This is a genomic window from Pseudomonas sp. SMV7 (genome assembly GCF_052041995.1).
In the GTDB taxonomy this organism is placed as follows: Bacteria; Pseudomonadota; Gammaproteobacteria; order Pseudomonadales; family Pseudomonadaceae; genus Aquipseudomonas.
Genome location: NZ_JBKGGT010000015.1, coordinates 40,320 through 53,548 on the forward strand (window position 1 = coordinate 40,320; position 13,229 = coordinate 53,548).

Consider the following 13,229-nt stretch of genomic DNA (forward strand, 5'->3'; position numbering starts at 1 on the left):
GCCCGTGTTCGCGGGCACGCCCGGTCCCACAGGGCCGCAGCCACCTCCCCGATCACTGCTTGGCCGCCAACCACGGCCGGCAGCTGGCGAACAGGTCCAGCGACTGCTGGTAGACCTCGGTGTGCACCTGCAACAGGCCAAGCATCGAGTGGAACAGGTTGTCGTGTGACAACGGGGCGTCGCTGAGCTTGGCCAGGCAGTCGGTATCGATGCCGAAGTCGTCCTTGTAGCTGTCGGAGAACCAGGTCAGCAGCGGCACGTGCTTCTGCTGCTCGGGGGCAATGGCGTAGGGCGTGCCGTGCAGGAACAGGTTGTATTCACCCAGCGACTCGCCGTGGTCGGACAGGTAGATCATTGCCGTGTCGACCTTGTCCTGCTTGCTGCGCAGGGTGTCGATCAGCGCGGCCAGCACCTTGTCGGTATAGGCCAGGGTGTTGTCGTAGCCGTTGACGATTTCCTGCTCGCTGCACTGGTCCAGGGCATTGCTCTGGCACACCGGGGCAAAACGCTGGTCGGCAGCCGGGTAGCGCTTGAAGTATTCCGGGCCATGGCTGCCCATCTGGTGCAGCACCAGCACGGTGTCCTTGTCGAGGTTGTCGATCAGCTCGCCCAGGCCCTGCAGCAGGATCTGGTCATGGCACTCACCGTCCGCGCACAACTGCGGGTCCTTGAGGTTGCTGACATCGAGGAACTGCACGCGGTCGCAGGTGCCCTTGCAGCCCGACTGGTTGTCGCGCCACTGCACCGCCAGGCCGGCACGCTGGAGGATGTCCAGCAACCCTTCGCGGTTCTTCGCCACGCGGGCATCGTAGTCCTTGCGCTGCATGCCGGAGAACATGCACGGCACCGAGACGGCGGTTTCCGTGCCGCACGAGTGCACATCGGAGAACGCCACCAGGCCCTGCTCGCGGGCAAGGTTCGGCGTGGTGTCGCGGTCATAGCCCAGCACCCCGAAATGGTCGGCCCGCGCACTTTCGCCCACCACCAGCACCGTCAGCGACTTGCGCTCATGTTTTTGCCAGGCGGCATCGCGCCTGGCATCTTCGCCGTATTGCTGGAAGGGCTGCGCAGCGGCGCCGAGGCGCTCGCTGACATAACCGAAGGACGCCCCGACGATATTGCTGGGGGTGAGCATCAGGCGCAGTTCGTGGTGATTGCGAAACAGTGACGACAGGCCCTGGTAGTTGACCAGTGCCACCGAACCCAGGGCCACGACACAGGCACCGCCGACCACCAGCTTGCCGAACAGCTCGCGGTGCCAGGCACGGTAGGCGATCGGCGCCTTCCACACCAGGATCGACGGCAGCACACCCAGGCCGAGGATATACAAGGCAAATTTCAGCGAGAGCAAGTCGCGCACTTCTGCCACATTGGTCTCGGCAATATTGCGGAACATGCCCGCATCAATAAGTACGCCGTACTGGTTCATGAAGTAGGCAACACCGGCGCCACTCAGGAACAACACAATGAGTACCGGCTTCAATACGAAGCGGAACGCCAACAGCGTCAGGATCAGGTTGAACGCGAACAGCATCATCACGGCGAATGCCAGACCCAGCCATAGCCCAGGCAAGCCGGGCGGAACGACCTGTTCGAGGTGATGCCAGAGGAAGAAGTTGAAGCCGATCAGCAGGTAAAGGCTGGCCAGCAGCGTGACCCATTCAGTCCGCAGGGATTTGAAGTTTGGCATCGGTGTTCGCATTCAAGGGTAAGGACCAGCCCGAGGGCCTGGGGGCACCGCGGAAACTTGGCCGAACTCTAGAAAGTGCACCATCAATTTTTTGTGAAAAAGACGCCAACAAATCCGTTAGCCGGCGCCTTTCGATTAAAAGAAGTTCATCAAACCGCGCTTCAGCCTGGCAGGCGCAGCTTGGCGTAGGGCTCGCGCTCGATATCCAGCACTTCCACGCACAGCTGGATATCCAGCCCGGGCTGCTCGGGAATGGCTTCGCGCAGCACTTCCAGCAGGCTGCTGGAGAGCAGAGCCTTCACCTCGGGCGAACGCCCGCTGAGAATCGCCAGGCGCACATGGGCGAAGGCCCGCTCGCCTGGCGAGGTGCCCACCCGGAAGTGCCTGAAGGCTTCGGCACGGCTCTTGATATCCGCCTCGTCGGCGAACTGGCCACTGCCGACCAGGGCGTGGTTCAGGCGCAGCAGCAGCACGTCGACGTTGAGCTCGCGCAGGTTGTCGCTGTATTCCAGGTTCAGGTGAGGCATGGCGCAGGTTCCGGGTCGCGGGGTGATGCGACAGCCTACCCCAGTCCCCTACCTGCGCAAAGCCGGCTATCCTCAAAGGTCAGGACCATTCGCCAACCCCGACAGAGGTGAAGAAATGCCAGTTCCGCATGATCTGCTCGCTGACCTGCACGTTACCGCTGATGCATTCCAGGCGCTCATCGACAAGGACCAGACGCTGCACGCACTGCACAAGGAATACAACGCCAAGGACAAGGAGGTGCTGGCCGCCGAAGGCAACGGTACCAACGACGAGGCCGTCAACCGCTTGCGCAAGGAGCGGTTGCTGATCAAGGACAAGATCGAACGGATCATTCATCCGCCCAAATCCTGACTGAAACCCATTGAATTCACCGACCCTGTCGCCGGCAAGCCGGCGATAGGGCCAGCAGCCATCAGCTGGTAACCAGCGCTTGCAACGCCCCATCCAGGTCCTCGACCAGGTCGCGGTAATCCTCGATCCCCACCGACAACCGCAGCAGGTTCTCGCTGATCCCCATCACGCCCTTCTGCTCCGGGCTCAGCGAGCAGTGCGACATGCTCCAGGAGTGGTTGATCATGCTCTCCACCCCGCCCAGCGAGTCGGCCAGCACGAAGATCTGCAGCGCCTCCACCAGCCGGTTGAGTGCGGCACGGTCGCCCTTGACCTTCATCGCCACCACCGCCCCGCCACTGCGCATCTGCCGCTTGCACAGTTCATGCTGCGGGTGGCTTTCCAGCCCCGGGTAGTACACCTGCTCGACCTGCGCGTGGCTTTCGAGGAAGCGCGCCACCTGCAGGGCGTTGGCACACTGGCGTTCCATGCGCACATCCAGCGTCTTCAACCCGCGCAGGGCCAGGTAGCAGTCGAATGGCCCCTGCACCCCGCCGATGGCCATGCTGATCCGGCGCAGGCGCGCCAGCAGTGCATCATTGGCGGCTACCACCACGCCACCGGTCAGGTCGGAATGGCCGCCGATGTACTTGCTGGCCGAATGCATGACCAGGTCCACGCCCAGGGTGATGGGGCGTTGGTTCCACGGCGAACAGAAGGTGTTGTCGATGCAGGTGAGGATGCCCCGCGCCTTGGCCAGGTCGCACACGGCCTTGATGTCGACCAGGTGCAGCAACGGGTTGGTCGGCGATTCGATCCAGATCAGCTGGGTTTCCGGCCGGATGGCAGCGGCCACGGCCTCGAGGTCGTTGAGGTCGACGTAGGTGGTGGTCAGGCCCGAGCTGCGGCTACGGTAGTCCTCGAGAATACGGAAGGTGCCGCCGTACACACCGTTCATCACCACCACATGGGCATCCTTGGGCAGCAACTCCAGCACGGTGGCAGTGGCGTTCACACCCGAGGCACAGGCCACCGCGCCTACACCTTCTTCCAGGGCGGCGACACAGGTTTCGTAGGCATGCCGGGTGGGATTGCCCACCCGGCTGTAGGAATATTCCGGCTTGTCATCCAGGCTGCGTTTGGTGAACGAGCTGGCGGTGACGATCGCCGGGAAAATGGCATTCTCAGCGACGCTGAACTGCTCGCCGGCATGAATGGTACGGGTGGCGAAATTACGCGGCTTGTCGGACATGGTCAGGCCCATTGGCAGAGTGAAAGTCGCCACTATCGCACAACCCAAATCGTCTGGCCTTGGGGTAATCTGTGAAATATTTTCCTGCACGGCCCACACGCGACATGGACAGCTTCGACCAGCACATTCTCACCCTGCTTCAGCGCGACGCCGCGATCTCGCTCAAGGACCTGGCCGAGGCCGTCAACCTGTCCACCACCCCCTGCTGGAAACGGGTCAAGCGCCTGGAAGACGAAGGCTACATCGTCGGCCGGGTCGCCTTGCTCGACCCTGAACGGCTGGGGCTTGGGCTGACGGTGTTCGTCCAGCTCAAGACCCAGCGCCACGACAGCGCCTGGCTGGAACAGTTTGCCGCGACCGTGACCGGGTTCGAGGAAGTGATGGAGTGCTATCGCATGTCGGGGGATTGGGACTACATGCTGCGGGTGGTGGTGGGTGATATCGCTGCATACGACCGCTTCTATAAAAAGCTCATCACCCGCACCGAGGGGCTTTCCAACATCACCTCCAGTTTTGCCATGGAGCAGATGAAGTACACCACGGCGTACCCGGTTTCCCGGTAATTGGGGCTGCTGGGCAGCCCCATCCTGCAAACGAGCCATTCAGCTTGCAGCGTTGACCGCCGCAATCCGGTTCCCGGCCTGGGCCTTCTCGAGCTTGATCGCCACGAACTTCGAGGTCGGCGTATAAGTCCCCTCGCCATAACTGTCCAGCGGCACCAGCGGGTTGGTTTCCGGGTAATAGGCCGCCGCCTGCCCTTCCGGCACGTCGTACGCCACCAGGCGGAAGCCCGACACGCGCCGCTCCACGCCATCCTCCCACAGCGACACCAGGTCCACATGCTCGCCCGGCTCGAAGCCCATCCGACGGATGTCGACCTCGTTGACGAACACCACTTCACGCAGGCCGAACACCCCGCGATAGCGGTCGTCCAGGCCATACAGGGTGGTGTTGTACTGGTCGTGCGAGCGCAGCGTCTGCAGGATCAGGTCGGGCTTGTCACCACGCGCCAGCACCTTGGCATTCACCAGTTGTTCCGGCAACACCTGCGGGCTGAAGCGCGCCTTGCCGGTGGCCGTGCGCCATTTACGCTCGGCCGCATGGTTGCCCAGGTGGAAGCCGCCCGGGTGCTGCAGGCGCTCGTTGAAGTCGGCAAAGCCGGGGATCACATCGGCGATCATGCTGCGGATGCGTCCGTAATCGGCAACCGCGTATTCCCAGTCGATCGGCCGCTTGCCCAGGGTCGCCTGGGCCATGCCGGCGATGATCCACGGCTCCGAGCGCAGGTGTGGCGAACGCGGGCGCAGCTGGCCGTGGGAAAGGTGCACCATGCTGAACGTGTCCTCCACGGTCACGCCTTGCGGCCCGCTGGCCTGCAGGTCGATTTCGGTACGGCCCAGGCACGGCAGGATCAGCGCGTCGCGGCCAGTGACCAGGTGCGAGCGGTTGAGCTTGGTGGAAATCTGCACGGTCAGGGCGCAGTTGCGCAGCGCCGCATGGGTGCGCGGCGTGTCCGGCGTGGCCTGGGCAAAGTTGCCGCCCAGGCCGATGAACACCTTGGCCCGCCCTTCCTCCATGGCCTTGATCGCCAGCACCGCGTTGTGCCCATGGGCGCGCGGCACGCGGAAGCGGAAGCGCTTTTCCAGGGCGTCGAGCAGCGCCGGCCTGGGTTTTTCGTCGATGCCCATGGTGCGATCGCCCTGCACGTTGCTGTGGCCGCGCACCGGCGACAGGCCGGCACCGGGCTTGCCGACGTTGCCGCGCAGCAGTTGCAGGTTGACGATTTCCTGTACGGTTGCCACCGAGTGGCGGTGCTGGGTGACGCCCATGGCCCAGCACATGATCACCCGCTCGGCCTTGCGGTACATGCGCGCGGCCAGCTCGATCTCGGCCTGGGTCAGCCCCGATTGCGCGACGATGTGCGCCCACGGCGTGGCGTCGAGGACGTCCAGGTAGGCGTCGATGCCGCTGGTATGCTCGGCAATGAAGGCATGGTCGAACACCGCCGGTTCACCGTTGGCCTGGGCTTCGCGCTCCCATTGCAGCAAGTACTTGGCCATGCCGCGCAGCACGGCCATGTCGCCGCCCAGGGCCGGGCGGAAGTAGGCGGTGTTGGTCGGTTCGGAGCCATTGCTGAGCATCTCGAACGGGTGCTGCGGGTGCTGGAAGCGCTCCAGACCGCGCTCTTTCAGCGGGTTGAAGCAGACCACCTGGGCCCCGCGCTTGACCGCTTCACGCAACGGCTCGAGCATGCGCGGGTGGTTGGTGCCGGGGTTCTGGCCGATGACGAAGATCGCATCGGCCAGTTCCAGGTCGTGGAACACCACGGTGCCCTTGCCTACGCCGAGGGTTTCCGCCATGCCCACGCCACTGGCTTCGTGGCACATGTTCGAACAGTCGGGGAAGTTGTTGGTGCCATAGGCGCGGACGAACAGCTGGTAGAGGAACGCCGCTTCGTTGCTGGCCCGGCCCGAGGTATAGAACTCGGCCTGGTCGGGCGAGTCGAGCGCCTGCAGGTGCTGGGCGACCAGGGCGAACGCCTCTTCCCAGCTGGTTTCGACATAGTGGTCGGTGGCCGCGTCGTAGCGCATCGGGTGGGTCAGCCGGCCTTGGTACTCCAGCCAGTAGTCGCTCTGCGCGGCCAGTGCGCTGACGCTGTACCTGGCGAAGAAGGCCGGGTCTACCGAACGGCCGGTGGCTTCCCAGTTGACCGCCTTGGCGCCGTTTTCGCAGAACTTGACCATGTCGTTTTCCGGCGACTCGCCCCAGGCGCAGCCGGGGCAGTCGAAGCCGCCGTTCTGGTTGGTCTTGAGCATGGCCCGCAGGTTCTTGAAGGCATTGTCACTGCCCAGCCAGCTTCTGGTCACGCTCTTGAGCGCCCCCCAGCCAGCGGCGGCGCCCTTGTAGTCGCGGATATGTCGGTCCTGGCTCATGCGCTGAATCCTCACGCTTCGATGCTTTTTTTCAGCCTATGGAGCCTGGGGTAGAGCCGTCCAATCGAAAGATCTTACGGCGTGATAAGCGCTTTCGATCAAGCGCCGGGCGTGATGATAGAAGCGGTCGATCAAATGGTCGGGCAAAGCAATTTGACGGCCTTGCCTCCAGGTTATAGCTTGGAGTTCAGTCCCAACCCATTCGAGCGCGAACGTGGAACAGAACAGCCGGGCCCTGATCGACGGCTTCAACCGGAAAATCGACTACCTGCGGATGTCGGTCACCGATCGCTGCGACTTCCGCTGTGTGTACTGCATGGCCGAAGACATGCAGTTTCTGCCACGCCAGCAGATCCTCAGCCTCGAAGAGCTGTTCGCGGTGGCTGAGCGCTTCGTCGCCCTCGGCACCCGCAAGATCCGCCTGACCGGTGGCGAGCCGCTGGTGCGCCAGGGCATCGTCGACCTGTGCGGGCGCATTGCCGCCCTGCCCGGTTTGCGCGAGTTGTGCCTGACCAGCAATGGTTCGCAACTCGGGCGCCTGGCCCAGCCGCTGTTCGACGCCGGCGTGACGCGCCTGAACATCAGCCTCGACAGCCTGGATGCCGAGCGCTTCAGGCAGCTGACCCGTACCGGTGACCTGCACCAGGTGATTGCCGGCATCGACGCCGCGCGCCACGCCGGTTTCCAGCGCACCAAGCTCAATTGCGTGGTGCTCAAGGGCCGCAACGACCACGAACTGGTCGATCTGGTGCGCTTTGCCATCGACCGCGAGCTGGACATCACCTTCATCGAGGAGATGCCGCTGGGCGTGATCGACGAGCATGAGCGCGGCGAGTCGTTCTGCTCCAGCGACGAGGTGCGCGCGCGCCTGGCCGAGCACTTCACCCTGGTCGAGTCGACCGAGTCGTCGCAAGGCCCGGCGCGCTATTGGCGCCTGGCCGAAGCCGGCAACACCCGCATCGGTTTCATTTCACCGCACAGCCACAACTTCTGCGCTACCTGCAACCGGGTGCGCCTGACCGTCGAAGGCCGCCTGCTGCTGTGCCTGGGCAACGAACATTCGGTGGACCTCAAGCAGGTGCTGCGCGCCCACCCGGGCAACGCCGAACGCCTGGAACAGGCCATTCGCGACTCGCTGCACCTCAAACCCTACCGCCATCACTTCGAAGTCGGTGGCGACGTGCAGATCCTGCGCTTCATGAACATGACCGGCGGCTAGGCAGCCGCCTCTGGATTGCCATGATCGTCCACCCCGCTCCTGATGTGCTGCGTGTGCTGTTCACCCTCAAGGGTTCGATCGTCAAGCGCATTGCCCTGCGCTGCCTGATGATCACCCTGCTGGCTGCGCTGATCGTGCTGGTCGAGCGGCATTTCCCGGCGTTTTTTTACCCGGTCAGCGCCACCCCGTTCACCTTGCTGGGGCTGTCGCTGTCGATTTTCATGAGTTTTCGCAACAACGCCTGCTACGACCGTTGGTGGGAAGGGCGCAAGGCCTGGGGCAAGCTGATCATCGAAACCCGCTCGTTCGTGCGCGAGAGCCAGGTCATCGCCGACCCGGCCCTGCGCGCCGAGCTGTTGCGCAACCTGTGCGGCTTTGCCCATGCGCTGAATGCGCACCTGCGCAACGAGGACGAACTGGCGGCTGCCCGGCCCTGGCTGGCCCGGCCCGAAGCGCTCGGCAGCCACAATGTGTGCGACGCCATCCTGCGCGAAGTCGGCGGGCACTGCTCGCGGCTGGCGGAACAGCAGCACATCAGTGACTGGCGCTACAGCCTGCTGGAGCAGCGCCTGGTGGGCCTGACCGAGGTGCAGGCCACCTGCGAGCGGATCAAGGGCACGCCCTTGCCGTTCCCCTACACGCTGCTGCTGCACCGCACCATCTACATCTTCTGCCTGTTGCTGCCGTTTGCCCTGGCCGAACCACTGGGCTGGCTGGCGCCATTGTTCACCACCATCGTGGGGTACACCTTTTTCGGGCTGGATGCGATTGGCAACGAGCTGGAAGACCCGTTCGGGCGCGATGAAAACGACTTGCCGACCGATGCCATGGTGCGCACCGTGGAGCGCGATGTACTGGCCGGATTGGGCGAACAGCAGCTGCCGCCGGCATTGTTGCCGGTGGGGTATGTGTTGAGCTGAATCAGCCATCACCGGGCCGATGCAGGAGCGGCCGCGTCAGCCAGCCGAGAGCGAATCAGCCCCGGCTGGCGCAGGCCTCGATCGGCTTCAGGTGCTTGACGAAGTTGCACGGTCGGTGCCGTGCATCCAGCTGCTCCGCCAGGATTCCTTCCCAGGCCGTCCGACAGGCCCCGGTGGAACCCGGCAGGCAACAGACCAGGGTGTGGTTGGCCAGCCCGGCGAACGCGCGGCTCTGCACGGTCGAGGTGCCGATATCCAGGATCGACAAGGCCCGGAACAGTTCGCCAAACCCGTCGATGCGCTTGTCCAGCAGGCACTCGACCGCCTCCGGCGTGCTGTCGCGCCCGGTAAAACCGGTACCACCGGTGACCAGCACCACCTGCACCTGGTCATCGGCAATCCAGGTAGCGACCTGGGCGCGGATCCTGTACAGGTCGTCCTTGAGCAGCGCCCGCGCCACCAGACGGTGGCCGACCTCCACCGCGCGGCTGGCCAGCAGCTCGCCGGAGGTGTCGTTGGCATAGGTACGGGTGTCGCTGACAGTCAGCACGGCGATATTGAGCGGTACGAAGACCGCGTCGGCTTGGACGCGCACGGCGAAGCTCCTTCAATGGCATTCCAGCCAAGCTAGAGGCATGGCCCAAGGGCGTCCAATCGATATGGCGAACCGGCTGATCAATGACATCTATCGCAGACGTGGGTTAAGGTCTGCACAACCCGATACCAGGCACGTTCATGGACATCAAGCAGCTCAAGTTCCTCATCGCCCTCGACCAGACCCGCCACTTCGGCCAGGCCGCGGCGCTGTGCCATATCACCCAGCCGACGCTGTCCATGCGCCTGCGCAACCTGGAGGACGAACTGGACCTGGTGCTGGTCAAGCGCGGCCAGCGTTTCGAAGGCTTCACCGAAGCCGGCGAGCGCATCCTGGCCTGGGCGCGCACCTTGCTCGCCGCCCATGACGGCCTGCAGGCCGAGGCCGCCAGCTGCCGTGGCCAGGTAGTCGGCAGCCTGCGCCTGGGCACGGTGCCGCTGGCCAGCTTCAACCCCATGCACCTGCTGCTGCCGCTGCGTGAGAAATACCCCGAGCTGCACTTTCAACTCAGCTCGCTGAGTTCAGAGCAGGTCATCGACGGGCTCAGCCGCAACCAGCTCGACCTCGGCATCTGCTACCTGGACCAGGTCAACACCAGCTTCTTCGAAGTGATCGAACTGGGCACCACCACCATGGGCCTGCTGCACGATACCCGGCACTTCCAGTTCGCCAGCGACACCCTGCGTTGGGACGAACTCGGCGGCATACCGCTGGGCCTGTTGAGCAAGGGCATGCACTACCGCCAGTCGCTGGACCTGAGTTTCCGCAGCCGCGGCCTGGAGCCGCATGCGGTGCTTGAAAGCGACTCCAGTTTCCAGCTGATCCAGGCCATCAACACCGGCATGTGCTGCGCGATCATGCCGCTGGATTGCGGCCTGGAAGACCTCAGCGAGCACCTGCGCATCCTGCCGGTGGCCGACGCCGCCATCCACAGCCCGGTAGGCCTGCTGCTGCGCCGCAGCGAGCCACGGTCGGCGATTGCCGAGCAGTGCTTTGATGAGGCGCGGGCGTTGTTTCAACGCGGCTGATTGCTGGTCGCATGCCGATACTGCCGCGGCGTGAAGCCGGTCAGCTGCTTGAACTGGCGGCTGAAGGCGCTGTGGTCGGTATAGCCGCAGCGCATGGCCACTTCGGTGATCGGCAGGTCCGAGTGCAGCAGGCGATGGGCCTGTTCCAGGCGCGCCTTGTGGATCATCTGCCGTGGCGTGAGGTGGAACACTCGCTTGCAGTAGCGCTCCAGCTGGGCCACGGAAATGCCGGCGATGCGGGTCAGCTCGCGCAGGCTGATCGGTTGGTGGAAGTGCTGGCGGATATGCTCGTCCACCGCCGCCAGGCGCTGGTAGGCCGGGTGGGTGTCGGCGGCTGACTGCAGGTCGACCGAGATGCCGACCAGGCCGATGATCTCCCCTGCCAGGTTGTACAGCGGGCGCTTGTGCGTCAGGCACCAGCCGGGCTCGCGGCTGCCATACAGGTGCAGTTCCAGCTGGTCCTCCAGCACCAGGCCCTCCTTGAGCACGCGCCGATCCTGCTCGGTGTAGCCGGGGCCCAGCTGGGCCGGGAATACTTCGGCGCTGGTCTTGCCCAGCAGCGGCTGCAGGCGCTTGAGGCCGCAACGCCGGACCAGGGTGTCGTTGGCCAGCACGTAGCGGGCTGCCGGGTCCTTGATGAAGATCGCGGCGTTGGGGATGGCATCGAGGATCGGTAGCAGCAACGCCACACCGGCGAGCAGGGCCTCGAGACTGGCGGGGCGGTGCTGGTCGAGGGACTGGTACAGGGTTGCCAGGGAGGTGTCGGTCATCTGCTCTGTCTCGGTTTGCTGTGCCGGCCTCTTCGCGGGTAAACCCGCTCCCACAAGGGGCTTCACAGATCTTGAAGGCGGTGGGGTCCCTGTGGGAGCGGGTTCACCCGCGAAAGGGCCGGCACCGCCACTGCAGTTCTCAAGCCCTTGCCCTGTATGGCTTACAGCCTATCCAGCCGCCTTTCCCCAAGCCACTGCTTTTTCCAACTGTGCCGATTTCGTCATCCACCCTGCAGAAAACCATCAAGAACCGTCGCCTTGATCGGTCCACTCTATGCCCCACGCAAGCCGCATCACGTGACATCAGAACTGCCTATCCAATAACCAACAAAAAGGCGCCCCCATGTCAGGCAAATTCAAGAAACAGTTGTCATTGCTGGACCTCACCTTCATCGGCCTAGGTGCCATCTTCGGCTCCGGCTGGCTGTTCGCCGCCAGCCACGTCTCGGCCATCGCCGGCCCGGCCGGTATCTTGTCCTGGTTCCTCGGCGGCTTTGCCGTGCTCTTGCTGGGCATCGTCTATTGCGAGCTGGGCGCCGCCCTGCCGCGCGCCGGTGGCGTGGTGCGCTACCCGGTGTACTCGCATGGCCCGCTGCTGGGCTACCTGATGGGCTTCATCACCCTGATCGCCTTTTCCAGCCTGATCGCCATCGAAGTGGTCGCCTCGCGCCAGTACGCCGCCGCCTGGTTCCCCGGGCTGACCAAGGCCGGCTCCAGCGACCCGAGCGTACTCGGCTGGCTGGTGCAGTTCGCCCTGCTGGGGCTGTTCTTCTTCCTCAACTACCGCAGCGTGAAAACCTTCGCCAAGGCCAACAACCTGGTCAGCGTGTTCAAGTTCATCGTGCCGCTGCTGGTGATCGGCGTGCTGTTCACCTTCTTCAAGCCGGAAAACTTCGAGGTCCAGGGTTTTGCGCCGTTCGGCCTGTCCGGGGTGGAAATGGCGGTCTCGGCCGGCGGCATCATCTTCGCCTACCTGGGCCTGACGCCCATCATTTCGGTCGCCAGCGAGGTGAAGAACCCGCAGCGCACCATCCCGATCGCGCTGATCCTCTCGGTGCTGCTGTCGACGGCCATCTATGCACTGCTGCAACTGGCCTTCCTCGGCAGCGTGCCAACCGAAATGCTGGCCAACGGCTGGGCCAGCGTCAGCAAGGAGCTGGCCCTGCCCTACCGTGACATCGCCCTGGCCCTGGGTGTCGGCTGGCTGGCCTACCTGTTGGTGGCTGACGCGGTGATCTCGCCCAGCGGCTGCGGCAACATCTACATGAACGCCACCCCACGCGTGGTCTATGGCTGGGCGCAGACCGGCACCTTCTTCAAGTACTTCACCCGCATCGATGCCGAGTCCGGCATCCCGCGCCCAGCGCTGTGGCTGACCTTTGCCCTGTCGGTGTTCTGGACCCTGCCGTTCCCGTCCTGGGAAGCGCTGATCAACGTGGTGTCCGCGGCCCTGGTACTGAGCTACGCCGTGGCTCCGGTCAGCGTCGCCGCCCTGCGCCGCAATGCCCCCGACATGCCGCGCCCGTTCCGGGTCAAGGGCATGGGCGTGCTCGGCCCGCTGTCGTTCATCATCGCCGCGCTGATCGTGTACTGGTCCGGCTGGAACACCGTGTCGTGGCTGCTGGCCCTGCAGATCGTGATGTTCGTGCTGTATCTGCTGTGCAGCCGCTTCGTACCGACCCAGCACCTGTCGCTGGCCCGGCAGGTGCGCTCGTCGGCGTGGCTGATCGGCTTCTATGCAGTGACCATCCTCCTGTCCTGGCTGGGCAGCTTCGGCGGCCTGGGGGTACTCGGCCACCCGTTCGACACCGTGGCCGTGGCCGCCTGTGCCCTGGGCATCTACTACTGGGGCGCAGCCACTGGCGTGCCGGCCCACCTGGTGCGCCTGGAGGGCGAGGATGAAAGCGAAGCTGGCGTTGAAACCTACAGCAGCCATCCCGCTGTCGCTTCCTGAATCTCTAGCC

Annotated in this window: 12 protein-coding genes; 6 read left to right on the forward strand and 6 right to left on the reverse strand. The window is 64.4% G+C overall.

The window, feature by feature from the left end; genetic code table 11:
• Nucleotides 1–52 precede the first annotated feature (52 nt).
• On the reverse strand, nt 53–1,690 hold the full coding sequence (locus ACLEJP_RS18165; protein WP_440808546.1) for a phosphoethanolamine transferase: 1,638 nt from the start codon (nt 1,688–1,690) through the stop codon (nt 53–55).
• Between the two features lie 161 nt (nt 1,691–1,851).
• The gene (locus ACLEJP_RS18170) at nt 1,852–2,217 is read right to left on the reverse strand and encodes a 5-carboxymethyl-2-hydroxymuconate Delta-isomerase (RefSeq protein WP_440808547.1); all 366 of its coding nucleotides are present in this window, start codon (nt 2,215–2,217) and stop codon (nt 1,852–1,854) included.
• 115 nt (nt 2,218–2,332) lie between these two features.
• Between ACLEJP_RS18170 and ACLEJP_RS18175 the strand changes: the two genes are divergently transcribed.
• Complete coding sequence (locus ACLEJP_RS18175; protein ID WP_289131078.1) at nt 2,333–2,569, forward strand: YdcH family protein; 237 nt, start codon at nt 2,333–2,335, stop codon at nt 2,567–2,569.
• A 61-nt stretch (nt 2,570–2,630) separates the two neighbouring features.
• Here the strand turns inward: ACLEJP_RS18175 and ACLEJP_RS18180 are convergent, their stop codons facing one another.
• Nucleotides 2,631–3,812, reverse strand: a complete 1,182-nt coding sequence (locus ACLEJP_RS18180) for a trans-sulfuration enzyme family protein (protein ID WP_440808666.1) — start codon at nt 3,810–3,812, stop codon at nt 2,631–2,633.
• Between the two features lie 92 nt (nt 3,813–3,904).
• Here ACLEJP_RS18180 and ACLEJP_RS18185 point away from each other — a divergent pair, with 92 nt between their 5' ends.
• Nucleotides 3,905–4,363, forward strand: a complete 459-nt coding sequence (locus ACLEJP_RS18185; protein WP_225778834.1) for an Lrp/AsnC family transcriptional regulator — start codon at nt 3,905–3,907, stop codon at nt 4,361–4,363.
• 39 nt (nt 4,364–4,402) lie between these two features.
• On the opposite strand, the gene ACLEJP_RS18190 is transcribed toward ACLEJP_RS18185, so the two are convergent.
• Nucleotides 4,403–6,733 carry an FdhF/YdeP family oxidoreductase gene (locus ACLEJP_RS18190; protein ID WP_440808549.1) on the reverse strand — a complete coding sequence of 777 codons (2,331 nt, stop codon included), beginning with the start codon at nt 6,731–6,733 and terminating at the stop codon, nt 4,403–4,405.
• Between the two features lie 214 nt (nt 6,734–6,947).
• On the opposite strand from ACLEJP_RS18190, the gene moaA reads away from it, so the two are divergent.
• Both moaA and ACLEJP_RS18200 read left to right on the forward strand, forming a co-directional pair.
• The gene (gene moaA / locus ACLEJP_RS18195; protein WP_186687877.1) at nt 6,948–7,952 is read left to right on the forward strand and encodes a GTP 3',8-cyclase MoaA; all 1,005 of its coding nucleotides are present in this window, start codon (nt 6,948–6,950) and stop codon (nt 7,950–7,952) included.
• A gap of 20 nt (nt 7,953–7,972) precedes the next feature.
• Nucleotides 7,973–8,872, forward strand: a complete 900-nt coding sequence (locus ACLEJP_RS18200) for a bestrophin family protein (protein WP_225778837.1) — start codon at nt 7,973–7,975, stop codon at nt 8,870–8,872.
• Nucleotides 8,873–8,927: 55 nt separating this feature from the next.
• Here the strand turns inward: ACLEJP_RS18200 and moaB are convergent, their stop codons facing one another.
• Entirely contained in the window at nt 8,928–9,467 is a 540-nt protein-coding gene (moaB, locus tag ACLEJP_RS18205; RefSeq protein WP_440808551.1) for a molybdenum cofactor biosynthesis protein B, read from the reverse strand.
• Between the two features lie 140 nt (nt 9,468–9,607).
• Here moaB and ACLEJP_RS18210 point away from each other — a divergent pair, with 140 nt between their 5' ends.
• A complete protein-coding gene (locus ACLEJP_RS18210) occupies nt 9,608–10,495 on the forward strand; it encodes a LysR family transcriptional regulator (protein WP_440808553.1) in 888 nt (295 codons plus the stop codon).
• Here ACLEJP_RS18210 and ACLEJP_RS18215 read toward each other — a convergent pair.
• Complete coding sequence (locus ACLEJP_RS18215) at nt 10,483–11,265, reverse strand: helix-turn-helix domain-containing protein (RefSeq protein ID WP_440808555.1); 783 nt, start codon at nt 11,263–11,265, stop codon at nt 10,483–10,485. The two genes, ACLEJP_RS18210 and ACLEJP_RS18215, sit on opposite strands and share 13 nt — an antisense overlap.
• A 343-nt stretch (nt 11,266–11,608) precedes the next feature.
• Here ACLEJP_RS18215 and ACLEJP_RS18220 point away from each other — a divergent pair, with 343 nt between their 5' ends.
• On the forward strand, nt 11,609–13,219 hold the full coding sequence (locus ACLEJP_RS18220) for an APC family permease (RefSeq protein WP_440808557.1): 1,611 nt from the start codon (nt 11,609–11,611) through the stop codon (nt 13,217–13,219).
• The last annotated feature ends 10 nt before the right edge of the window (nt 13,220–13,229 follow it).